This is a genomic window from Methanosarcina sp. WWM596, assembly GCF_000969965.1.
Classification (GTDB): Archaea; Halobacteriota; Methanosarcinia; order Methanosarcinales; family Methanosarcinaceae; genus Methanosarcina.
In genome coordinates this window covers 1,746,472-1,767,964 of record NZ_CP009503.1, presented here as the reverse complement: position 1 = coordinate 1,767,964, position 21,493 = coordinate 1,746,472, and the positions used below count along the sequence as shown (strand labels likewise).

Annotated in this window: 20 protein-coding genes and 1 pseudogene; 12 read left to right on the top strand and 9 right to left on the bottom strand. The window is 39.2% G+C overall.

What is annotated here, in order from left to right; translation table 11 throughout:
- Positions 1 to 135 precede the first annotated feature (135 nt).
- The 7 genes from MSWHS_RS07805 to MSWHS_RS07775 all read left to right on the top strand — a co-directional run bounded on the left by MSWHS_RS07805 (position 136) and on the right by MSWHS_RS07775 (position 8,709).
- A complete protein-coding gene (locus MSWHS_RS07805) occupies positions 136 to 1,770 on the top strand; it encodes a tetratricopeptide repeat protein (RefSeq protein WP_048158905.1) in 1,635 nt (544 codons plus the stop codon).
- 753 nt (positions 1,771 to 2,523) lie between these two features.
- Positions 2,524 to 3,510, top strand: a complete 987-nt coding sequence (locus tag MSWHS_RS07800; RefSeq protein ID WP_052722652.1) for a tetratricopeptide repeat protein — start codon at positions 2,524 to 2,526, stop codon at positions 3,508 to 3,510.
- Between the two features lie 213 nt (positions 3,511 to 3,723).
- Positions 3,724 to 3,945, top strand: coding sequence for a hypothetical protein (locus tag MSWHS_RS07795; RefSeq protein WP_048128159.1), 222 nt, complete (start codon positions 3,724 to 3,726; stop codon positions 3,943 to 3,945).
- Positions 3,946 to 4,450: 505 nt separating this feature from the next.
- Positions 4,451 to 5,299 (top strand): methanogenesis marker 8 protein, encoded by an 849-nt coding sequence (locus tag MSWHS_RS07790; RefSeq protein ID WP_048128157.1) that lies wholly within the window; start codon positions 4,451 to 4,453, stop codon positions 5,297 to 5,299.
- Between the two features lie 258 nt (positions 5,300 to 5,557).
- Entirely contained in the window at positions 5,558 to 6,793 is a 1,236-nt protein-coding gene (locus tag MSWHS_RS07785) for a hypothetical protein (RefSeq protein ID WP_231585641.1), read from the top strand.
- A gap of 488 nt (positions 6,794 to 7,281) precedes the next feature.
- Positions 7,282 to 7,521, top strand: coding sequence for an MTH865 family protein (locus tag MSWHS_RS07780; RefSeq protein WP_048128155.1), 240 nt, complete (start codon positions 7,282 to 7,284; stop codon positions 7,519 to 7,521).
- Between the two features lie 336 nt (positions 7,522 to 7,857).
- Positions 7,858 to 8,709 (top strand): methanogenesis marker 8 protein, encoded by an 852-nt coding sequence (locus tag MSWHS_RS07775; RefSeq protein WP_048128153.1) that lies wholly within the window; start codon positions 7,858 to 7,860, stop codon positions 8,707 to 8,709.
- A gap of 482 nt (positions 8,710 to 9,191) precedes the next feature.
- Here MSWHS_RS07775 and MSWHS_RS07770 read toward each other — a convergent pair whose 3' ends face one another.
- Complete coding sequence (locus tag MSWHS_RS07770; protein ID WP_048128152.1) at positions 9,192 to 9,605, bottom strand: potassium channel family protein; 414 nt, start codon at positions 9,603 to 9,605, stop codon at positions 9,192 to 9,194.
- Positions 9,606 to 9,672: 67 nt separating this feature from the next.
- Here MSWHS_RS07770 and MSWHS_RS21960 point away from each other — a divergent pair, with 67 nt between their 5' ends.
- Positions 9,673 to 9,801 (top strand): hypothetical protein, encoded by a 129-nt coding sequence (locus MSWHS_RS21960; protein ID WP_255350460.1) that lies wholly within the window; start codon positions 9,673 to 9,675, stop codon positions 9,799 to 9,801.
- Between the two features lie 181 nt (positions 9,802 to 9,982).
- Here the strand turns inward: MSWHS_RS21960 and MSWHS_RS21350 are convergent, their stop codons facing one another.
- The 4 genes from MSWHS_RS21350 to MSWHS_RS07750 all read right to left on the bottom strand — a co-directional run bounded on the left by MSWHS_RS21350 (position 9,983) and on the right by MSWHS_RS07750 (position 12,841).
- Positions 9,983 to 10,291 carry an ATP-binding cassette domain-containing protein gene (locus MSWHS_RS21350; RefSeq protein ID WP_231585640.1) on the bottom strand — a complete coding sequence of 103 codons (309 nt, stop codon included), beginning with the start codon at positions 10,289 to 10,291 and terminating at the stop codon, positions 9,983 to 9,985.
- Between the two features lie 9 nt (positions 10,292 to 10,300).
- Positions 10,301 to 11,353 carry an AI-2E family transporter gene (locus tag MSWHS_RS07760; RefSeq protein ID WP_048128147.1) on the bottom strand — a complete coding sequence of 351 codons (1,053 nt, stop codon included), beginning with the start codon at positions 11,351 to 11,353 and terminating at the stop codon, positions 10,301 to 10,303.
- A 426-nt stretch (positions 11,354 to 11,779) separates the two neighbouring features.
- On the bottom strand, positions 11,780 to 12,139 hold the full coding sequence (locus MSWHS_RS07755) for a TrmB family transcriptional regulator (RefSeq protein WP_048128145.1): 360 nt from the start codon (positions 12,137 to 12,139) through the stop codon (positions 11,780 to 11,782).
- Positions 12,140 to 12,373: 234 nt separating this feature from the next.
- On the bottom strand, positions 12,374 to 12,841 hold the full coding sequence (locus MSWHS_RS07750) for a MarR family winged helix-turn-helix transcriptional regulator (RefSeq protein ID WP_048128143.1): 468 nt from the start codon (positions 12,839 to 12,841) through the stop codon (positions 12,374 to 12,376).
- Between the two features lie 649 nt (positions 12,842 to 13,490).
- Here MSWHS_RS07750 and MSWHS_RS07745 point away from each other — a divergent pair.
- The 3 genes and pseudogenes from MSWHS_RS07745 (at position 13,491) to MSWHS_RS07735 (ending at position 17,470) form a co-directional block, all read left to right on the top strand.
- Positions 13,491 to 14,735 (top strand): IS110 family transposase, encoded by a 1,245-nt coding sequence (locus MSWHS_RS07745; protein ID WP_048125153.1) that lies wholly within the window; start codon positions 13,491 to 13,493, stop codon positions 14,733 to 14,735.
- A gap of 899 nt (positions 14,736 to 15,634) precedes the next feature.
- Positions 15,635 to 16,348: pseudogene (locus tag MSWHS_RS21345) on the top strand (sensor histidine kinase); the annotation flags it as partial.
- 261 nt (positions 16,349 to 16,609) lie between these two features.
- Positions 16,610 to 17,470, top strand: coding sequence for a 4Fe-4S binding protein (locus MSWHS_RS07735; protein WP_048127347.1), 861 nt, complete (start codon positions 16,610 to 16,612; stop codon positions 17,468 to 17,470).
- 8 nt (positions 17,471 to 17,478) lie between these two features.
- Here the strand turns inward: MSWHS_RS07735 and MSWHS_RS07730 are convergent, their stop codons facing one another.
- Both MSWHS_RS07730 and MSWHS_RS07725 read right to left on the bottom strand, forming a co-directional pair.
- Positions 17,479 to 18,546 (bottom strand): hypothetical protein, encoded by a 1,068-nt coding sequence (locus MSWHS_RS07730; protein WP_048130289.1) that lies wholly within the window; start codon positions 18,544 to 18,546, stop codon positions 17,479 to 17,481.
- A gap of 247 nt (positions 18,547 to 18,793) precedes the next feature.
- Positions 18,794 to 19,303 carry a nitroreductase family protein gene (locus tag MSWHS_RS07725; RefSeq protein WP_048127345.1) on the bottom strand — a complete coding sequence of 170 codons (510 nt, stop codon included), beginning with the start codon at positions 19,301 to 19,303 and terminating at the stop codon, positions 18,794 to 18,796.
- A 338-nt stretch (positions 19,304 to 19,641) separates the two neighbouring features.
- On the opposite strand from MSWHS_RS07725, the gene MSWHS_RS20145 reads away from it, so the two are divergent.
- Entirely contained in the window at positions 19,642 to 19,833 is a 192-nt protein-coding gene (locus MSWHS_RS20145) for a hypothetical protein (RefSeq protein WP_048158904.1), read from the top strand.
- A gap of 803 nt (positions 19,834 to 20,636) precedes the next feature.
- Here MSWHS_RS20145 and MSWHS_RS07715 read toward each other — a convergent pair.
- On the bottom strand, positions 20,637 to 21,122 hold the full coding sequence (locus MSWHS_RS07715) for a hypothetical protein (RefSeq protein WP_048127341.1): 486 nt from the start codon (positions 21,120 to 21,122) through the stop codon (positions 20,637 to 20,639).
- 53 nt (positions 21,123 to 21,175) lie between these two features.
- Positions 21,176 to 21,328 (bottom strand): hypothetical protein, encoded by a 153-nt coding sequence (locus MSWHS_RS20895; protein ID WP_197074043.1) that lies wholly within the window; start codon positions 21,326 to 21,328, stop codon positions 21,176 to 21,178.
- Between the last annotated feature and the right edge of the window lie 165 nt (positions 21,329 to 21,493).

Genomic DNA, 21,493 nt, shown 5'->3' with positions numbered 1-21,493 from the left:
CTTGAAGATCAACAGTTTACTGACAAAGGAATCGAACTTCTTTTTTCCTCGCTGCGATACAACGACCACAAAGCAAAAGTCATTGTAACAAGTCGGACCCTTCCCAAATTAGAAAATGGAGAAAGTCTTGTCGATGTGATTGAAGGTGAGGAAAAGCACCATCTCAATGGTTTGAGAAAAGAATTTGCAGTCAATTATCTAGTCAGTAACGGGCTCGACAAAGTTGAAACTCAAAAGCTGGAGGAACTGGCTGTAGGTGTGGACGGCCATCCCCTTGCTTTGAGGTTGCTTGTACAGTTGGTAAAAGAATATGGAGCAAATGACATCCTGGAAGATCTGAGCATGTACCGAGATCAGATGGAGGATACAATCTTAAAGGCAAGAAAATTATTTGACAAATTGGCAGGGAATGAAAAAGAATTTCTGGAGCACATCTCAGTCTATCGTAAGCCCGTGGCGATAAAGGCTCTCAAAGCTATGTTCACTGAAAAAACTCCACGAGATTCAGTCTCAAAGTTACTTAATAAATCTTTGCTTGAAACCAACCACAATGGTAGCTATTGGCTTCATCCTCTCATACAAGAATTTGCTTACAAGGGACTGAAAGATATAACGGAAGCACATGCTAATGCCTATATATATTATGTTTTATTTCCACTCCCAAAAAAACCATCCAAAATAGAAGACCTTCAATCTCTAATAGAAGCTCACTATCATGCCTGTAGTGCAGGAAGAGTCGATCTTGCTGCAAGAATTCTTTATCATTCCAATGTATGTGGTCAGTTGGAAAGGTGGGGAAACTTCAAAACTATAGTAGAACTGTGTACTCCTTTATTGCCAAATATTTCCCTAGAAGGAAGAATTATTTCTTTAGAATGCCACGGGTATTTTCTTGGAATTCTTGGAATAGCTTGCTTCAAACTTGGAATAGCTGAAGAAGCAATTATACTTATTGAAGAAGCGTTAAAAATCGCAAGACTAAGAGAGAACAAAAAAGGAGAAGCAAATCAACTAGGCAATCTTGGTCTAGCTTATCAACAACTTGGAGACCGCAGAAAATCAATTGAGTATTATAAACAGGTAATAAAGATTACGAAGGATATTAGAGACCAGCTTGGAGAAGGAACCAGCTATGTAAACTTAGGTAATGTGTATTTAGAGTTGGGAGAAATAGAGCAAGCGATAATAAATTACAAGAGTGCTGGGCAAATATTCAGATATGTTGGAAATAAAAGTGGAGAAGGAAGTTGTTTTTCAAACTTAGGCATATTATATTCTCAGATTGGAAATATAGATGAAGGTATCGATTTCCTTGAGCAATCACTAAATATTTTTAAAGATGTTGGGGACAAAATAGGAGAAAAAAATCAATATATGAATCTGGGAATAGCTTATAAAAATATAGGAATGTTTAAAAAATCTATAGATTGTTATGAAAAATCTCTAAAAATCTCAATCGAACTAGAGAACAAGAGCGATGAAGGAGACTTGTTAGGGAATATTGGAAATCTTTTTTTAATTTGTGGACAAGCAGAAGAAGCAATTGAATATTACGAACAAAGCTTAAAGATTGACAGAGAGGCTAGAAATAAAAGGGGAGAAAGTTTAAGCCTTATAAGTCTAGGAATCTCGTACGCTGCTCTTGGACAACTAGAAAAAGCAATAGAGTTTTTAAAGCAATCCCTGGCTATAGGAAAGGCGATTGAAAATCCGAGGCTAATTAACTTTTGCGAGCAGAAATTAAAGAAACTTGAAGGATCAGATGAATGATTTTGTCTTCTTTTTTAATTTCATGGGAAAAGCCGTTTGCTTCGCAAACGGGGGTTGCCGGGAAAAGATGCAAGTTGAAAACCCGGCCATAAATTAGAATACAAAGAAACAGTGACTTTTTAGCTCAGACTGCAGCAATCAAAAAATTTTGCATTTCAAACCCAACAACTGATAAAGGGATTTACAAAACCACAAGCCAATAATCAGGGAATTTATTCTCTGATTTTCTGTAACTTTTCAGGGAATTTATTCTCTGATTTTCTGTAACTTTTCAGGGAATTTATTCTCTGATTTTCTGTAACTTTTCAGGGAATTTATTCTCTGATTTTCTGTAACTTTTCAGGGAATTTATTCTCTGATTTTCTGTAACTTTTCAGGGAATTTATTCTCTGATTTTCTTTAACTCTTTTTTGCTTACTATTTAATTAAATTCAGACTTTTTTCATCAAAGCAGCAACATTGGAAGTATTGTTTCTTAGAACGTCTGGAGTTTTTACTACAGATCTGCGAGCGGTTTTTTTACTTTCTATAGATTTTAAAAGTGATGGTAATTAAGAGTTTATATTGAAACTTTCGCTGTCTGATCATTATCTTTGAGAAGAAAAAACTTATCTTGTTTAAAAACATTATTAAAAAATATATAATGTGTCTCTGATGGTTTTTAAAAATAGTTATCATGAAGACTACAGGGAAAAAGAAAAGATAAGTGAACGACATGCATAGAATATATAATTTCTATAGGGGGGAACAAGTATGCGGGAAGCAAAAAACAGATCCGTAAATTTTGGATTAACACACAATGATGTAAAAGAAAGTAAAAAAGCAATTGAAATTTGTGAGCTGGATCTTAAAAATTCCAGGGAAAATGGGAATAGAAGAGAAGAGGGAAATAACCTTGGAAGATTGGGTTTAGCTTACAGCCATCTTGGAGAAATAAGAAAAGCTATTGAATATTACCAGCAGGCAGTAGAGATTTTTAAAGAAATAGGTGATAGGCAAGGAGAAGAACTAGCTTTCGAAAATATGGGATTGGCCTATAGCCGTTTAGGAGAAATAGAGAAAGCTATTAAATACTACGAACAGGCCCTGGAAATCTCCCGTGAAACAGGAAATATAGAAAGTGAAGGGACCGTAATAGGAAATTTGGGAATGGCATACGGTTTTTTGGGAGAAACAGGAAAAGCAATTGAATTCTATGAGCGTGCACTTAAAATCGCCAGAGTAAACGGTAACTTAAGAGGAGAACGAAATAATCTTGGAAACCTGGGTAACTTATGCTATCAGGTGGGGGAAGTAAGGGCAGCAATTGGATACTTTGATCAAACTCTCAAAATATCAAGGGAAATAGGGGATAAGCGGGGAGAAGGAGATATTCTTAAGAACCTGGTGATAGCACATAATCGCCTGGGAGAAATGAAAGAAGTAGCAGAATATAGTGAACAGGAACTTGAAATCTTGAGGGAGATTGGGGAAAAATATAAAGAATGTCAAACTCTTGAAAGGTTGGGTTTGACATATAGTTTTCTGGAAGATAAAGAAAAAGCAATTGAACGTTATGGGCAGGCACTCGTGATTTCCAGAGAATTAGGTGACAGGAGACAGGAAGAAATTCTAATAGATAAATTAAGGGATCTAAAAGAAACAAAGAGAACAGATCGCCATTATAAACAGAAAGTCGGAGTTTCAAAGGAGCTAAAAGAAAAAAAGGGGTTTTCGCTTTTTTGTGTGGGCCGAAAATAATTTGTTATCTTGAAATTTGGGGAGACTACACTACCCTCATAACATTGTAAAGGAAATTACTACCTGCCTATCTGCTCAAAGAAAAAGTTTTTTTAAGCAATACGATAAAGGGTTTTGTGTTTGGTGCCTCTGGAATCACTTACTATCAACCTGGTTACGTGAAAAAAGCAACTAAACATTACTAACAGGCACTGAACGTTTCAAGATAAATAAGTGACAGGCAGGGAGAAGGAAATCACCTTGGAAATCTGGGGGACGCATACTATACTAAAAGGTCTGAGAGAGCTTTCTGGGATCTGGGAGAGCTTTCTAGGATCTGGAAGAGCTTTCTGGGATCTGGGAGAGCTTTCTGGGATCTGGAAGAGCTTTCTGGGATCTGGAAGAGCTTTCTGGGATCTGGGAGAGCCGTCCGGGAGAGTCCAGAAAAGCAATTGAATATTACGAACAGGCCCTATTTATAGGAAAAGCGGTTGAAAACCCGAGGATAATTGACTTTTGCGAGCAGAAATTAAAGAAACTTGAAGGATCTGGGGAATGATTTTTATTTTCTTTTTTAATTTCATAGAAAAAGTCGTTTGTTTCACAAACGGAGGTGGTCGGGGAAAGATGCAGGTTGGAAATCCGGCTATAAATTGAAAAACAAAGTAGTAATGACTTTTCATCTCAAATTGCGTTATCTTAAACTACATTAATACAACGAATTTTTCACTTCAAACTCAACAACCATGAAAGTGATTTGCAAAACCACAAACTTTCAAAACCACAAACTTTCAAAACCACAATCCAGATCAATAAAAATTTCTGCAAAAATCCATAAATCGAACCAAAACCCCAAAACCAATAAGCTATTAAATAAGCAACCACAAACTTCACCTGTAATTTTTATCAAATTTAAATTTCTTAACTATTATATTTTTGCTCAATTTTGAAAGGTGGAACTATGCCTCACATAATGGAATTACTGGGAAAAACAAGAGTTGTCGTAAAGGACGGAAAGGTCATCGAAGTCGGAGAGCCTGAAGTTGATTGGTGCCCCCTCTTTGCCAAGATCCGAGGGATCCAGAAGATCACTCCTGAAGAGGTCAAGAAGAATATGGAATTCAGGATCAGCGATTTTGGGATGTTTACGGACAAGCGTCGGCTGGAACTCGAAGACTTTGTAGGGTTTGGAGCATCTGAAGTTATGATGACAGGCCTGAGCAGAGGTTTACTTGACACAACCGTGACCGCCTGTGAAGGTGCAGGAACTGTCATTTCCAATAACCCTACCCTTGTCCAGGGCATGGGAGGCAGGATGTCCGGTCTGGTCGAAACCGAGCCAATCGATGGCATTATAAACGGAATCACGGAACGTGGTGGAATCGTGCTTGACCCCTCAACTGCCGTAATGGACCCGGTTGCAGGTGTGAAAAAAGCAGCCGAACTCGGTTACAAAAAGATCGCAGTAACTGCGGCTTTCGGGGAAATTGCAAAAGAGTTACGGAAGCTTGAAACTGAACTCGGGCTTGATTTGATAGTAATTGGAGTCCATGTTACAGGTTTGAACAGGGGAGAAGCCCAGGTCCTTGTGGAAAATTCGGATATCGTAACCAGCTGTGCTTCAAAACCAATCCGGGACCTTGTAAAGCCTATCGCACAGGTCGGGACTGCCGTGCCACTTTTTGCCCTTACCCAGAAAGGAAAAGAGCTTGTGATCGAAAGGGCAAAGGACATCAAAAGCCCGATTCTGATCAATACAATGGCTCTGCCTGTGCTTCCCGAGCACAAACAGCCAAGGGATCTAATATAAAGCGAAATAAAAACGGTATCAAAACCATTATTGTTTACTTTTTTCTTTACCTATTTCCTTTTTCTTTACCTATTTCTTTTTTCTTTACCTATTTTCTTTTTCTTTACCTATTTCCTTTCTTTCTTTCTTTCTTTCTTTCTTTCTTTTTGCGTCAAACAATCCATTCACAGTATTTTTCTACGATAATATTATATTTTTTAGAACTTATGATTGTTATAACTCTGAAAAAGTATTGTCTAAAGTTCCAGGGAAGATGAGATGACCACCATATCAAATGACAAGCCTGCCATAGTGAATGACAACCCTGTCGTAGTGAATGACAAACCCACCATAGCAAATGAAAAAGAGAGTAAAAACAGAACTCTTGAAGAGAGAATTATAATCGAAAAAAACAAGCTTTTGCGTTTTATAAGGGAAAGAAACGATTACATCAGAAATCTGCCTGATACTGAAAAGAAAGCATTTATCGCGTCAATACAGGATATAAAGGAAAGTAAGGGTAAAATAGAAAGACTCCTGTTAAAGAAAGAAACCAAAAGAGGCATTGATGACCTTTTTTTTTCTTTTGAGGATCTTCCTCTTTTCGGGAAAGAATACTGGTTCATGAAATTCACAGCTGATGACGGATCCAGGCGCCAGTTTTTTCTCATGTTCGGCAGGAGTGCGGGCGATATCGAGGTTAACGGCAGGTATGTAGAGAACAGCAGGATAATAAACGACAAAACCGAGGGGTACTGCGTCTCCTGGGCATATGATGAGGTTAAGAGAAACCTCACCGATGATCCGGGGATCATCGAAGTTAAAGATGATAGAGTGACCTGTTCCAGTGAGAAAATGACCGCGGATTTCCATGGGACGTTTCCGAAATATACGCTTGATATTTCAAACAATGGCGAAAATGTCTGCTGTTTAGATATCAGAGAGCCGTCGGATGATAATTACAATTCAGAATTATCTAAATTTTTCAGAGGTTTATTCGGATACAGGTTCGCTAACCTTTATTTTGATTTCAAGGGTGTTTTGTTTGATAAGGAGTTCTCTGGAAAGTGCTATGCACAGAAAGTAATTGTTATCGGGCCACTAATTCCCTGGAAGTGGTCAAGAATTATTTTCAAAAATGGGTCGATCCTGACATACTATATCCCGAATATCGAAATTGTTGGAGTAGAATACAATATACACAATTCAATGGAATTCTACGATGCAGAGACCAGAAAGTTGCACCGCTTCAAGAAGGCAAAAGTGTACGAGTACCCTTCAAAAAAAGGAGACAAAAGATGGGTTCTCACTGCTGAAGAGGGCAGAGTATTCATGGTCACAAAGAGCTATTGCAAGGAGGCTTTCAGCTTCACCAATAACTTCAATTTCAGGTACATAGAGAACCTCGTCGATGTCGTAGATTTCCAGATTGAGACCGAGGAAAGGGTCATAAACCTTGAGGAAACTGGTAGTGGATTGGGCATGGTTGAAGATACATCAGGATTTGTAATATGAATTCGGAGAATGAGCGTTCTTTTTCATGGATTTGAGTATCTTAAGAACGAATATTGGGTCCTGTGAGATTTTGGATCCCTGTGAGGCTCATGTTTCGGTAGTCGGCTTTTCCGACTGGTTTTTCTATTTTTGAGGTTCGGTTTTTAAGGTTCTTTTTTCCTATTCTAGTGAAATTTTATTTCAGTTGGTTTTTAGTATTTGTGCAGGCGGCTGGTAAACAATCGTTTAGAGAATCCGGCACGATATTAATGATTGCAGCCCGAAAGGGCGTCGGGATAATCAGAGGTCTCTGTGATGCACTGGGATACATTAACTATATTTCAATAACGATTAAGTATATATCAATAACCTGCTTATAGGATATTGCAGAATGAATCCACTGGAGGAAATCAAACTGCAAAGAAGTAAAAAGTCCAGATAAATAAAAACCGGAAACCCGGTAAGAAGACAAAATTTGAGGAAAAAATACAAAATTTGAGGGATAAAATATGACTGTAAGAGATGATATTCACGGACAGATTGTTGGCGGCCTTAAAGACGCAAAGTTTCCCATAAACACACCCGAAGAATTACTTGCTGCATTCCCTGCCGGCGCAGACACCACATGTAGATCAGGTGACCTTGCAGTTACTGCGGGAGAAGCAGGCAAACTGCTCACAGCAGCAGATTTCCCATTCAAAGATGCAAAACACGTGGCAGACACAATAGTTGACAGAGCAGGGCTTTAAGCCCTGCTCTCCTTCTTAATTCTTTATTGCTCATTATTCACTTTTCTTTGTGCCTTTTCTTTGTGCCTTTTCTTTGTGCTTTTTCATCAGTCACTTTCCGTTGCTTATTATTCATTATCAATTTTCATTTAAACCCAATTCTATGTGGGTATTGATTCATTCTAACCTGTAGATTAGTCATTTGTTAAGACAAGAAGTAAAACCAGAAAAAGAATCATTAGGGTAAGAATCATTAAGGCTATTAAGGCAAGAATAACCAGAAAAAGAATAATCAAGATAAGAATCACTTATTTTTAACGAATATGACTTAATCCAGTACTTAAAGGGTGGTTTATAATGCCTCATATAATGGAAATGATGGGAAAAGCCAGGGTAGTCGTAAAAGATGGGAAGGTCGTGGAAGTCGGGGCTCCGGAAGTTGATTGGTGCCCCCTCTTTGTCAAGCTGCGGGGAGTCCAGAAGATGACCCCGGAAGAAATCCGGAAAAATATGGAGGCCCGGATCAGCGAGTTAGGAATGTTTACGGAAAGACGCAAGCTTGAATTTGAAACAACTGTTGTTGCCTTCGGCGCCTCCGAAATAATGATGAGCGGCCTCAACAACGGCTTCCTTGAAACAACCGTAACCGCCTGTGACGGTGCAGGAACAGTAATATCCAGCAACCCGGTTCTTGTCCAGGGAATAGGAGGCAGGATGTCCGGCCTGGTAGAAACCGAGCCGATTGATGCGGTCATTAAAGGGATCGAAGAGCGTGGAGGAACCGTACTTGCCCCCTCAACCGCTGCCATCGACCCGGCAGGCGGAGTAAGAAAAGCTGCCGAACTTGGTTACAAAAAAATCGCAGTTACGGTTGCAGGTGCAGAAACCGCTAAAAAAATCAGGGAAATCGAATCAGAACTCGGGCTTGACCTGCTGGTCATTGCAGTACACGTAACAGGTGTCAGCCGGGAAGAAGCTCAGGGTCTGCTGGATAACTCGGACATTGTAATCAGCTGTGCCTCAAAATATATCAGGGAACTTGCAAAGCCTCTTGTGCAGGTTGCAGCTGCGATCCCTCTCTTTGCTCTCACGAAGAAAGGAAAGGAACTTGTGATTGAGAGGGCAAAAGATATCGAAAGCCCGATTTTGATCAATACCTCACCCCTGCCGGTTTTGCCGGAACATAAACAACCGAAGGAATTGATTTAAGATCAGTATCATTCCAAAATTTCGCTCTTTACAGAGGAAAGGAAAAGAATCTTGATTGAAAGGGCAAAATAGATAAAAAATTTATTTGTGATTTATGTTACCGGGTTGTTCAGACTGCTTATTTCTGGCAGCCCGGATCCCGGAGATTGTATCTAAGAGCAGCAACCCATCATTGCTTATTTCTTTCTCCGTATTTTAATTATTATTCCGTTTTTCAGTCACGATTGAGCTCTTAATGTTACAAATTTAGGATTTCCAGTTTGAAGAAGTCTTGAATCTTGATAAGCTGCTGCTGAGAGGGTTGGTTTCCAGGTAGTGATTGGTTTGTTTTTACTTTTTTGAACTTTTGGATGGTTTGCTGTCAGTTTTTGTCGGTGATCATAGGGTCTCCAGAGAGTTGAGTGTATATTTACCTGAATATTTAAGTCAGGAACTGTAAGAACAGGTTTTGTAATGAGTCAGAACGAATTTTGTAATGAGTTTTATCTTTTTCTCTTCAACTTTCCAATCACACCAGAATAATCAAGCTCATTCTCAAATTTCTCTTTTATCTGTGTCCTTTTCTCCACACGTTCTATTCTTCTATCTATTAAAAATTCTCCAATTGGTGTAATAAAACCAAAAAGAATTCCCAGCCCGAGGAAAATATAGATCATAGTAAAAATTTTCCCGGAATCAGTTTGAGGTGTAAAGTCCCCATACCCCACAGTTGTCAGTGTGATAACCGAAAAATAGAGAGAATCAAGCCAGCTCCAGCCCTCAACAGAATGGTAGAAAAAAGTCCCCATAGTAAGGGTAATAATAACAAGAACCAGGAGGGAGCGGAACTTTGGATCTTTAAGTAGCGTTCTTAATGCTCTTACAATTACTATTATCGGCAAAAGAAACTGAATCATAGCCTTTTCCCCCTAATATGTCTTCCTTCAAGGATTAAATAGACATCTATGGGGGATAACCCGTGATTTGTATATCGAGGATGAAAGCACACCAAGCACCAGGGCAAAAAGTGTAAGTGTACTCAAAGCCGGCATAACCTTCTCGAGAGCGGACAGCAGGGTCCAGACAAGCATCAGAGGTAGCACAAAAGGATAAATTATTTTTCCGAGTCTTTCGTCACTTCTTTTAAGGTCAAGGGAATCTTTTGAAACAAAGGCTGCGTACCTGTATGAACTCAGATACCTGCAAAGCTTTGAAAAAGAGTTGAAGAAGCTCTTTTGCGCCTGTGGGAAGTCGATTTTCAGGAAAATAAGCGATAAAATAGAAGGAATAAGGATCAGAATACCTGAAAGCAGGAGCTGGTTTTCGGATGGAACAAGGAAAATGGAAAGGCTTGGAAGGTTATAAAGGGTACTCTGATTAAGGTTTTCGGATATATGGAGCAGGAGACTCCTCCAAGTTCCCTGACTCGCAGGGGATCTTCCAGCACATTTATCCCGTGTAATTTAAGGGTGTCAGAGTTTGGCTTTATCTGCCCCGTAAGCATTTTGATAATAGTTGTTTTTCCGGAGTCGTTTGGGCCCAGGTTTTTTATCCTGCATTTAGAAAGCCCTTTTTTCATAAAAACTGCTGATCTCCGAACCATAAAAAAGCCTTAATCTTCACAATATATATTTACCAGTTCTCGGTACGACTCTCGAATAATTATTTTATATAGGATGTATATAGGGATTGCGAGTACCATCCCAAGGGGGCCTAACAGTTTGGAGGCGGCAAGAGTTAGAACCACACTTAAGAGTGGGTTAATATTCACTTTTCCCGAGATCATGAATGGAATGAGGTAGAGGTTGTCAATAAGCTGGGCAATAATAACTGTTATCACTGCTAAGAGAGCTGTCATCGGACTATCAATATAACCCACAATAACCGGAGGAATTGCCCCAATAAGAGGGCCGATATACGGAATAATATTTAGAAAGCCTGCCAAGATGCCAAGAAACAGCCACCCTTCAAGGCCTCCCAGATAAAACCCTATACAACAAATCAACCCTACAATAGTAGACTCAAGCATTTTTGCACTGAAGAAATCTTCAAGCTCACGACCCATACTTTTTAAGGCTTTTGCGATCCCGTCCGCATGTTCTGGAGGAGCATAATTCTGGATGTAGTTTTCTATTTTATTGTGGTGCTTGAAGTACACACTAAACATGAGGGGGATTATCAATACTCCAGTAAAAAAATAATAAGAGACCTTTGAAACAGTATCTGCAATCCCGGAAAAGATGGTGTTCCCTATTTTTTGCAGGTCCTGGGGTTTAATAACGCCTGAATCCGTAAGCTTTGAAAGTTCGGACTCATGTTCGGAAAAAAGGGCTGAAGCTCCACTTGCGTAGTCCTGCTGTATATTACTGAAATCTCCTATAAAGACTCCAAGACTCTGTACCTGGCTACCCACAAGGAAGAGGACGGCAAGCCCTGCACCGGTAAGAAGGACTAAACCTACTGCTTTTCGATTGCAGTTTGGAAACCTGTCCATGAACCTGTTGAATACTTTTATCACTTTTTCCGCGATCAGAATCAAGACTGCACCTGCAATAAGGACTATAAAAATATCCTCAAAATAGAAGAGTATCGCAAAAAACAATATGAAAAGTATGGTTGTTAATGCCAGAAACTGCCATATGTTCCGGTTAGTACTGAGGGGCATGCACTTCTACCTTTAAACTCTTATTTGGTTTATTGATGTAAAGTTTTTAGATAAGTTTTTAGATAAGTTTTTAGATAAGTTTTTAGATAAGTTTTTAGATAAAGTTTTTAGATAAAGTTTTTAGATAAAGTTTTTAGATAAAGTTTTTAGATAAAGTTTTTAGTGTCCAGATAATTCTTTTAAAATATAAATTAAAGTTTCTAGTTTAGATAAGTTTTTAGATAAAGTTTTTAGTGTCCAGATAATTCTTTTAAAATATAAATAATAGTTCCTTTCAGTTCGTTGAAGTTCAGAAATTAAAAATTGAGGTATATAAAAAATTGAGATATATAAAAAATTGAGATATATAAAAAATTGAGGTATATAAAAAATTGAGAAATGTATTTTTGCACTGGTTGAGAAACAAAAAGTTTTCCCTTTTTCTCTTCAGACCCTGAGCCTTTCCCCATTGAAACTTTCTGAAGCAAAGTTATTGCTTCCAGGAGTCAGGGAATTCAGTTCACTGGCGATTTTGCTTAAAGAAAGCATGAAATCTGCCCTTATCCTTAAAATGAGCACTTCTGGTTGCACGCAGCAAAAAAGGGTTGGTTCGCCTTCAATTATCCTGACGTAGCCTTTTTTCTCCATTCCTCTGAGGGTTCCATAGATTTTAGGTCTTGGGACTCCTGCATTTTCGGCAATCTCACTTGCTTTTGCCTGTTTTAGGCAGACAAGTGACGCATAAACCTTGGCTTCATTGCCTGTAAAACCAAGTTTCTGAAGGTTATCAATAAGCTTAAGAGTCATTCAGGTTTCCTCCGTCTTTCACGTTGTAGAGATGTGCTCTATCTGGTAATCTTCATAATCTAATGGTTCCAATCGTTCAATAATTTCATATAGCCGATAATTCTAACCAATAATTTTAACCAATAATTCTAACCAATAATTTTAACCAATAATTCTAACCAATAATTCTAACCAATAATTTTAACCAATAATTCTAACCAATAATTTTCTATAACCAGATTGCAGTCACCTTATTCAAGCAGCCTGGCTGGCATCTATTTTCTGCAGGAGTTTTACCATAGTTTCAAGGCTATGCATATACTCCTCAACGTCTTTATCATCAACAAACTGAAGGATTTCATCAGCCATTTCGGTGGTAATCCGGTTTAAACAATTATAATAATCAAACCCTTTTTCAGTGAGGGAAACAAGCACCTTTCTCCTGTCATCGGGATCTGTCTTTCTGAACACAATTCCTTTCTTTTCCAGGTCATCAACCATCCTCGTAAGGCTGCTCTTTTCCATGCCGGTGTATTTTCCAATCGTTGAAGGCATAATTTCTCCTTCTATTCCTATGATTTTAATTACCAATGGCTGGTTCTTGCTCAGTTCCCTGAACTTACCTGCAATTTTACTTTGAAAGGTCTGCTCAAAAATCAGATTATTGAGAGCATCTCTTTCCATTGACAGGAGAATTATCTTACTCAGTGTTGCCTCATCCATTTTTAATCATCCCTTTTTCACGGAGTCTGCCAGGCTCTGACTCGAAGAATTTGCTTATAATTATTTGGAACATAATGAATTATCATAAAAACACATTGAATATTCAATTATTCAAAATACGACAATTAAAATATCAATTATTGATAAATCAACTAATAACTAATTATATTTAAAGATTTTGATACTTCCCTAAATAAAGCTTCAAAATGAGAATAAAACTAAAATGATTAAGATAAATGCCAAAAAATCAACACGTTATAAGATGCCTCCGCCAGCTTTTATGGCAACCCTTTTAAAAAGAAGAAAGACGAAAGAAGAATGAAGGAAGACGAAAGAAGAATGAAGGAAGACGAAAGAAGAATTCGAGAAGAAAAAGCAGTAAAAATCAATAAAACGCATATGAAATTCTTCGAATAACAGGCACAAAGAAATGAAAGTACTTTTTTTTCCTTACCTTTTTTACCTATCAACCTCATCATTCTCTTGGGCAGTAAGGTTGTACTTATTTTGGTTCTTTGAAGCCGTGATAAAACTAACCAGTGAATTGCCATCGAAGGCTCAAATGTGACTTTGATCACGGATGCTAAATTGGCCTTTGAGGCAATTCTACTGCCCAAATTAATTTGGTGATCTAATTTGGTGATCTAAATTGGTTGAAGTCATTAACAAAGCTTGTGGTTTAGACATTCACAAACTCTTTTTCATTGCTACAATCCTCAGTAGATCTGGTGAAAAACAGCAACAATATTTCTCTAGAACCCCTGACGAAATTTTAGCTTTTAAAAACTGGGTTATATCAGATAAATGTGACGTTGTTGCCTGTGAATCAACGAGTGACTTTTGGGTTCCGATTTATGATGCGTTGATAAAACATCTACCTGTTATAGTTGGAAATGCCCGAGATATGAAGGCGTTTACACACAAAAAAACAGATAAGATCGATTCCGAATTCATCGCACAACTTGCATTGAATAATATGATTCAACCATCAAGAGTTTTCCCAAAAAACCATAGAACATTTCGTTCATGTATCCGGCTTCGCCATAACCTTGTACAAAAAAGAACAGATATAAAAAATGAAGCTCACGCCATACTCGCACCTGAAATGTTTAATCTGAAGAATGTGCTAACAGATATTTTTGGTAAGAGTGGTAGAGCAATTCTATCAGGAATTTGTTCAGGTAAAAGCGTTGACCAGATTATAGCAAGCCTTTCCCCAAATGTTCGTAAAAAAAGTGATCAGATAAGGGAAACTCTGGACAGAGAAATCTCTCAAGGTGCTGCATTCAGGCTTCAGATCTGTCTGGATATCATAAAGCATCTTGACAATGAAATCAAAATTTTGGAAAAAGAAATATTCAATTATGCTTATAAAAATCATAAGCAAGAAATGGAAATTTTAATGTCTGTTCCAGGAATAGGAGAACTTGGAGCGGCAACTCTTATTGCTGAAATAGGCGATTTCAAAGATTTTTCTTCAGGGGATAAGCTTGCTTCATGGCTTGGCATAGTTCCGAATGTGTACCAATCAGCGGATAAATACCATAACGGAAGAATCACTAAGAGAGGATCTAAGGAAGCAAGGTGGATTCTAACACAGATTGCTCAGGCAGCAGCAAGAACAAAAAATAGCAGGTTAAAAGAGTTTTTCAACAGAAAAAAGAAGTCGATTGGGCATTCAAAGGCAATTATTGCCCTGGCAAGAAAAATTGCAACAATTATATGGCATCTGATCACAAACGAGGAGATGTATGAAGATGAAACTGGATATAAAAAGGGGGAAATTCAAAAGAGAAAGATAGTGGAGACTGAGATATTCTCAGTTGATGAAAGGATCAAAATAATGAGTGAAATATATGTAATTGCGAGAAATGAAGAAAGAGAGAGTACGTGAGGAAGATCTCCTCATATACTTTCATGCTAAATAAGATCTGTAATTTTTGGTAGGTGAAGACGTTGATGAGAGCTTTCTGACTTTGTGCCCTATGTCAGAGAAAAACATGAATAACATTCAAGTTCCTGGCGCGCTTCAACTGCACAATAGTGGGTTGGGAAATGTGGCGAACAACTTGGGGGAGGGAACGAACGACTCTGCTGCAAGCTCAACGAGCTGCTTTCCTATTGCATTAAATCCGTGGGGGATGATAAATGAACACAGCCGGAGACGTCCAGAAATGGCTGACATTCGGATTAAGCGCAGAGCAGGAGGATCGCTTCCGAAAGACAAACTTTGGTGCAGACGTCACCCAGGCTCGGATTTTCATTTTTTTGATCATCCTGCCCCTGATAGCCCTTGCAGCCAATGACTATGGTTTTTTTGGTATCTCACCGATATTCTATGGGCTTTTTGCGCTTAGATTTGTTATTGTTGCATACACTATCCTATTCCTCAAAAACCTTCGAAGACTTCCGAACTACCACTCTTACGACCGGGCTGAATTCGTTTGGGCTCTCATTTTTGCGTTCACCCACATCACATTGAACGCGACACGACCTGCTGACTTCGTCGCCCATACCATCACCATAGTTCTCACTATTTTTGTCATGGTTCTCGCCATTCCAAATAGGTTCACCAACCAGCTTATTCTGTCCCTGGTGTACACCATCGGGGAGACGTTGATTATCGCATCCAGTCTGTGGATCTCACCACAAGCTTCCTTTACGGTGCTTCTCAACATGTTCATTGCGAGTGCCGTTGCCATTGCTTCCAGCTGGCTGCTTCACTTCTGGCGCAGGCGGGAATTTCTGACTCGCGAGGAAATACAAAAGGCAAGAGTAGAAACTGAGATGCAGCTTATCGAGCGCGAGAAAGCTGAAGAAGCCCTCGAAAAAATTGAAATTGCCCGCCAAAAGGAAATTCATCACCGCATTAAAAATAACCTGCAGGTTGTCTCCTCTCTATTGGACCTTGAGGCTGAGAAATTCAATAATAAAGAATATATAAACAATTTAGAAGTTCTTAAAGCCTTCAGGGAAAGCCAGGATAGAGTAATATCAATTGCCCTGATCCACGAAGAATTGCATGAAGGTGAAGGAGCTGATACACTTAACTTTTCATTGTATTTGCAGAGACTCATTAAGAATCTTTTCCAGATTTACGGGCTTGGAAGTGCCAATATTAACTTAAACATGGATCTTGGAGAAGATATTTTCTTTGACATGGATACAGCAGTCCCATTGGGTATAGTTGTTAATGAACTGGTTTCCAATTCTCTCAAATATGCGTTTCCGGGCAGGGAAACTGGAGAAGTCCACATTGAGCTCTTCAGCGAAGAGGTTGGAAATGAGCCAAATAATAAAGAGCAGCTTACTGGAAAAGATACAAAGTATACTTTAGTAGTCTCCGATAATGGAGTTGGTATTCCCGAAAACATTGATTTTGGAAACCCGGAAACTCTTGGTCTGCAGCTTGTCAGTATCCTTGTCGATCAGTTAGACGGTGAAATGGATCTTGGAAGAGATCATGGAACAGAATTCACTATCCGGTTTAGCAGTATAGAAAAATGAGCCAATTATGGAACTTTTGCTCACGCCCTAAACCCTGCTTCGCTACAGGCTTTATAGGAAGAAGCGTAAAACCCCAAAGTCGTTATCTTCTTTCATCCACTTGATTGATCATCTTTTCGGCTACAGTTACTTTTTTTGGCTACAGTTCCAAAACTTATTCGTATTCCAGACCTGGCAGAAATCCAGGATTGGTCAAAAGTCCCAATCATCACAATTCTTATATACATCAGTTATTATGCCTCTTAAAGTGAAGTGACTTATATGACTGAGAAAAAAATTGACTTTTCTTCACTCAAAAGTAAAGGTTTTCTGCCCCAGAGGCAGGAAAATATGTTTTCAATGCGGCTGAAAGTCGTGAGCGGGAATCTGGATGCTGAAAAACTGCGGGCAATTGCGGATGCAGCCGAGAAATACGGTAATGGATATGTCCACGTAACCTCAAGGCAGCAGATTGAGATTCCTTTTGTCAAACTTGAAGATGCGGAAGAAGCAAGCTATGAGCTTGAAAAACTGGATATTTCAGGAGGCTCTTCCGGAAAGAAGGTAAGAGCTGTAGTCGCCTGCCAGGGGAATACGGTCTGCAGAAACGGGTTGATCGACTGCCAGAACCTGGCATGCCGGATCGATGAAAAATACTTCGGGGAAGCTGTCCCTAAAAAGCTCAAGATTGCAGTAACAGGATGTCCTGCAGCCTGTATGAGACCTCAGGAAAATGACTTTGGGGTCATGGGCACGGTAAAACCTGAAATCCTCGAAGAAAATTGTGTCGGCTGCAAACGCTGTGAAAAGGCGTGTAAGGTGGGGGCAATAAAAGTCCTGGAAGAGAAAGCCCACATAGATACCGAAAAGTGCATCCTCTGCGGAGCCTGTATTGAAGCCTGCCGGAAAGATGCTCTGAGAGCCGAAAAAACCGGATGCACGATCTTTGTCGGAGGCAAAGCAGGACGCCAGCCCAGGCACGGGACAAAGCTTCTTGAGCTTGCAGACGAGGAGCAGCTTTTCTCAATCCTTGAAAAAACCTTTGAGTATTACAGGAGAGAAGGCCTTGATGGGGAGAGATTCGGAGAACTCCTTGAAAGGCTGGGAATTGAAAAATATAGGAAAGAAGTCCTTCCCTCTTAAACAACCGGTTAATTTTCCGACTTTGCCTTCTTTGAAATCCAGATCCCAAGTGCTCCCAGCCCTGCCAGCAGTGCAATAAACTTTATTAGTCCTCCAAGGAAAGGAATTTCATACACTATTGCAAATACAATCGCTCCGGTGAGGTAATATATCATTTTCCCGGCTTCTTTTTTAAAGACCTTAGAGTAAATCATTTCCCCTGCGAGCAGTTTTACCGGTACTGTAGCGATAAGGACTGCGAGGGCCAGCATCAACATCAGCAGGATAGAAAGACTCCACCCGAACATTGTAATTAACAGGATTACGGAGAGGACCGGAACGAAAATAAGGAGCGTTAAGCCCAGCAGTCCGGCTTTCAACGCTGATCCCCTTACAATTTCCGCAAGTCCGGTTACAAAACCCGGGAAAGTATAGATCAGGATAAAGCCCAGGGCAAGAGTTGCCAGCAGCCCCAAAATGAAGGAAAAGATGCCAAAACCTTCAGCTCCACCTGTATACTGGTTTCGCTCTCTGGTTACGGGTACGATGCTCAGGTTTCCCCCTACCTTATCTTCAAGGTCAGAAGGGTAATTTTCGGCTTGAAGTTTAAGGTTCCCTTTAAGCTCAAAGTCCTCTCCTGTCTTGAGTGTCCCGGCAGAAGCTGACCCGTTTCCATTGACGATCCCGTTAAGAGTTACTTCTCCTCCGGCCAGCAGGATATCGCCTTCAACTGCGCTGTTCTTTGAGAGATAAATCTGACCACCGGCTGCTACCAGGTCTCCACCAACATTTCCATTTACCCGAATCGAGCCTCCGGCTGCCATGATGTTGCCTGAAACGTCCCCGTTAACAATTATTTCTCCGCCGGCCCCGGTGAAATCATCTATAACATTTCCGTTTATCTCAAGCCTGGACCCTCCAAGTACCAGGTCTCCCGGGATATCCTGATTGATCTTAAGTTGATCCCCGCCGCCAAAAACGTTTCCTGAGCTCGTATATTTAAGCATGGTTTCTTCATCAGCGGCACCTGCCGAAAAAGGCAGTACGGCAAAAAGTATCATAAATAATATAAGTAGTGATTCCAGCTTCTTTTCCATAAAAATTACCTTCTTTTGTACCATTGAGTCTTTCCGGTTTAATCGAGTCTTTCCGGTTAACCACTCCGATGAATACCAGGATATTCTGGCTGGTATATTCCCATTTGTTGGTATATTCACATTTAATACAATAAATAGGTATGAAAAGCCCTTCGAAAAATAAAAAGGCACTTAAAGATTAAAAATAGGGAGAAAAAGCCTCCAATCAGTGATCTAACCTGTTTCATAACCAGTATTTAGAGAGGCTTTACCAGGAATTGTCATGAATTCTTGAGGCTTCGTACCTGGGCTCTCCTGGTTTTTCTTCTGCCGGATGACCAATTGAGATTATTGAAAACGGGGTCACATGCTCTGGGATCTTAAATAATTCCCGGATATCGGTGATAAGTTTTTCAGCCGGGTAAACTCCTATCCAGACCGCTCCCAGCCCCAGGGCATGGGCAGCCAGTAACATGTTTTCGCTTGCAGCAGAACAGTCCTGAACCCAGAAATCCTTGAATTTCGGAGTATTCCGGTCTGCGCAGATCAGTAATGCAGCCGGAGCGCCTTTTAACATATTTGCATAAGGGTGCATTTCCGAGATTTTTTCAAGGAGATCACGCCTGTCAATTATAATGAAATGCCAGGGCTGTTCATTCCCTGCTGATGGTGCACTCATACCGGCTTTCAAAATCTTCTCAATCATATCCCTGCTGACTGGTTCTGGCAGGTATTTCCGGATGCTTCTTCTGGTTAAAATCGCGTCCATTGTTTCCATAAATATTATTCCCCATTTATTAATGTAGTATTATAACGGATAAACCTTAGTGTTAACCAGTTTTATATATATTAGTTTTATATATAGTAATATCTGCATTTAATTATATATATTTAACACGGCTTTTTTTGAATCTGTTTTAGACTTGGTTTCTGAAATTGAAACAAAAATAGTAAGAATTGATAATAATTCTAGCAAGTTACTTTGCAAATAAATGTATAAAAATAAATAAAATATATTTTAAAATTTATTTAGTTTTAGTTTATTTAGGTTTACCAGTGAGGACTCTTAAGATACAGCTCGTTTTGAGTAGCTATGACCGGAGAAAACTACGGCCGGTGAAAAGCAGGACGAAAAAAAACAAAAACAAAAACAAAAACAAAAACAAAAACAAAAACAAAAACAAAAACAAAAACAAAAACAAAAACAAAAACAAAAACAAAAAATTAATAAATATCTGCCCAATCAACAGTATAAATAGTATAAATAATTCCCATGACTCCCGGAATGGGTTTAAAAATACAGCATAAAAAATTCTAAATTTTGGTGATCCCCTACATGAAAAGAAAATTCCAATCAGGAAATAACTATCTAGTTTTGTATGACTGCGGTATTGCCTTCCTATGCTATAAAGATTCCTCCCCTGTAAAATGCGATTATTACGAAAGTGGAAACCTCATAACAATTTGATTAGAAGGGGATACAATGCAGATGAGGGTAGAAGGAAGGGGTGTTATTTCGGTTATCGGTGGCAGATGGGAGGAAGTTTATCCTTTTGAGGTTGCAGCGTGATATATGAGTCTTTTTGTTAGTTTCTGGGTTTTAGATTGGTTGCAGTCAATAGCTAACGGAATTAATGACAAATTTTAATGATCCCAGAAGATATTAAAAAGTCTCTAAATTGGAGCCAGAGTCCGGAATGTGAACTTGAAGATGCTTCATCTTCACGTAATTTGAGAGATAAAAAAGGTAGGGCTGTGAGTACTTTCATTTGTTTGTGCCTGTTATTTGGAAAATTTCATACACGTTTTTACTTGAATATAAAAACAGTTTCGGGGTTAAGAAAAAGTATCATTTCAGATCGTAACCTGCTTCTAAGTGTTATCCAGGATCCCTACCTGCGGTTGGTTTAATATTGTTTTTGACTTAACCTAAAACGGAAACAGATCTCGGACAATAGAAGTAAGGACAATAGAAGTAAGGACAATAGAAGTAAGAACAATAGAAGTAAGGACAATAGAAGTAGGATAATAGAAGTAAGGACAATAGAAGTAAGGACAATAGAAGTAAGGACAATAGAAGTAAGGACAATAGAACTAAAGAGATGCGCTGATCAGATATCAAAGTTAACCTTTAATACCTCACACTGCGGCATATTTTTAATTTGGACACCCTCCAGTGTTCCTGTTACTTCCAGACTATCAAATTCATTTGAACCGCATAGTACATCCTGATTCGGGTGCGTGCCAGGTGTGATATTGCAGTTCAGCACAGTCTTTTTACCAGCCGAGACTACGATTGGAAGCCTTGGTGACGCAGGATGTTTTTTTGGAAGAACTATTAATGGGGACCTGATTTCCCGAATCATGAAGAGAACGCATTTAAGCCCTTTTTCAGTTTTCTCATCCACCGAAAGCGCAGAAGCAACAATCAGGTCATGGGGTTCCAGTCCGAGTACAATCTCTTCGTTCTCAGTTTCCAGAAAGAACTGCCCACTCGGACCTGCTTTCACAATAGCCACTGTTCCTGCCGTTCCGCGCAGGAGAAGCATTTCACTTTCCTTCAGTGAAATTTCTTTAGAAGAGGTCGATTTTTCCATTTTAAAAATAATTATTTAAAAAATCCAGTTGATCATCAGGATTCTGCTACATTTTAGGATTCTTCTACATTTGTAGACTGGCAGGAAGGACATTTCACATTTTTGCCAATACCTTTAAATTTATTTCCACAGTCCTTGCATGCATACTGTTTAAACGGCAATTTTCCTTCCATATCGATATCAAAAGAGTCTCCAACACTACACATACTTATTACCTCATGGTTTTATCAAGGGGATTACTATAATGATATAACCCCTTATTATTTCTCGTATTTATACAATTAATATCTTTCCATATCTATTCCCAAGCAATTTCTGACCTCAGTTCTCTCATCAGGGCAATCCTCATCAGGGCAATCCTTTTCAAAAAA

Excerpts from the sequence above, each read along its gene's own strand:
- MSWHS_RS07800 (WP_052722652.1), top strand. The coding sequence starts at position 2,524 with ATGCGGGAAGCAAAAAACAGATCCGTAAATTTTGGATTAACACACAAT.
- MSWHS_RS07790 (WP_048128157.1), top strand. The coding sequence starts at position 4,451 with ATGCCTCACATAATGGAATTACTGGGAAAAACAAGAGTTGTCGTAAAG.
- MSWHS_RS07785 (WP_231585641.1), top strand. The coding sequence starts at position 5,558 with ATGACCACCATATCAAATGACAAGCCTGCCATAGTGAATGACAACCCT.
- MSWHS_RS07780 (WP_048128155.1), top strand. The coding sequence starts at position 7,282 with ATGACTGTAAGAGATGATATTCACGGACAGATTGTTGGCGGCCTTAAA.
- MSWHS_RS07775 (WP_048128153.1), top strand. The coding sequence starts at position 7,858 with ATGCCTCATATAATGGAAATGATGGGAAAAGCCAGGGTAGTCGTAAAA.
- MSWHS_RS07770 (WP_048128152.1), bottom strand. The coding sequence starts at position 9,605 with ATGATTCAGTTTCTTTTGCCGATAATAGTAATTGTAAGAGCATTAAGA.
- MSWHS_RS21350 (WP_231585640.1), bottom strand. The coding sequence starts at position 10,291 with ATGGTTCGGAGATCAGCAGTTTTTATGAAAAAAGGGCTTTCTAAATGC.
- MSWHS_RS07760 (WP_048128147.1), bottom strand. The coding sequence starts at position 11,353 with ATGCCCCTCAGTACTAACCGGAACATATGGCAGTTTCTGGCATTAACA.
- MSWHS_RS07755 (WP_048128145.1), bottom strand. The coding sequence starts at position 12,139 with ATGACTCTTAAGCTTATTGATAACCTTCAGAAACTTGGTTTTACAGGC.
- MSWHS_RS07750 (WP_048128143.1), bottom strand. The coding sequence starts at position 12,841 with ATGGATGAGGCAACACTGAGTAAGATAATTCTCCTGTCAATGGAAAGA.
- MSWHS_RS07735 (WP_048127347.1), top strand. The coding sequence starts at position 16,610 with ATGACTGAGAAAAAAATTGACTTTTCTTCACTCAAAAGTAAAGGTTTT.
- MSWHS_RS07730 (WP_048130289.1), bottom strand. The coding sequence starts at position 18,546 with ATGGAAAAGAAGCTGGAATCACTACTTATATTATTTATGATACTTTTT.
- MSWHS_RS07725 (WP_048127345.1), bottom strand. The coding sequence starts at position 19,303 with ATGGAAACAATGGACGCGATTTTAACCAGAAGAAGCATCCGGAAATAC.
- MSWHS_RS07715 (WP_048127341.1), bottom strand. The coding sequence starts at position 21,122 with ATGGAAAAATCGACCTCTTCTAAAGAAATTTCACTGAAGGAAAGTGAA.
- MSWHS_RS20895 (WP_197074043.1), bottom strand. The coding sequence starts at position 21,328 with ATGTGTAGTGTTGGAGACTCTTTTGATATCGATATGGAAGGAAAATTG.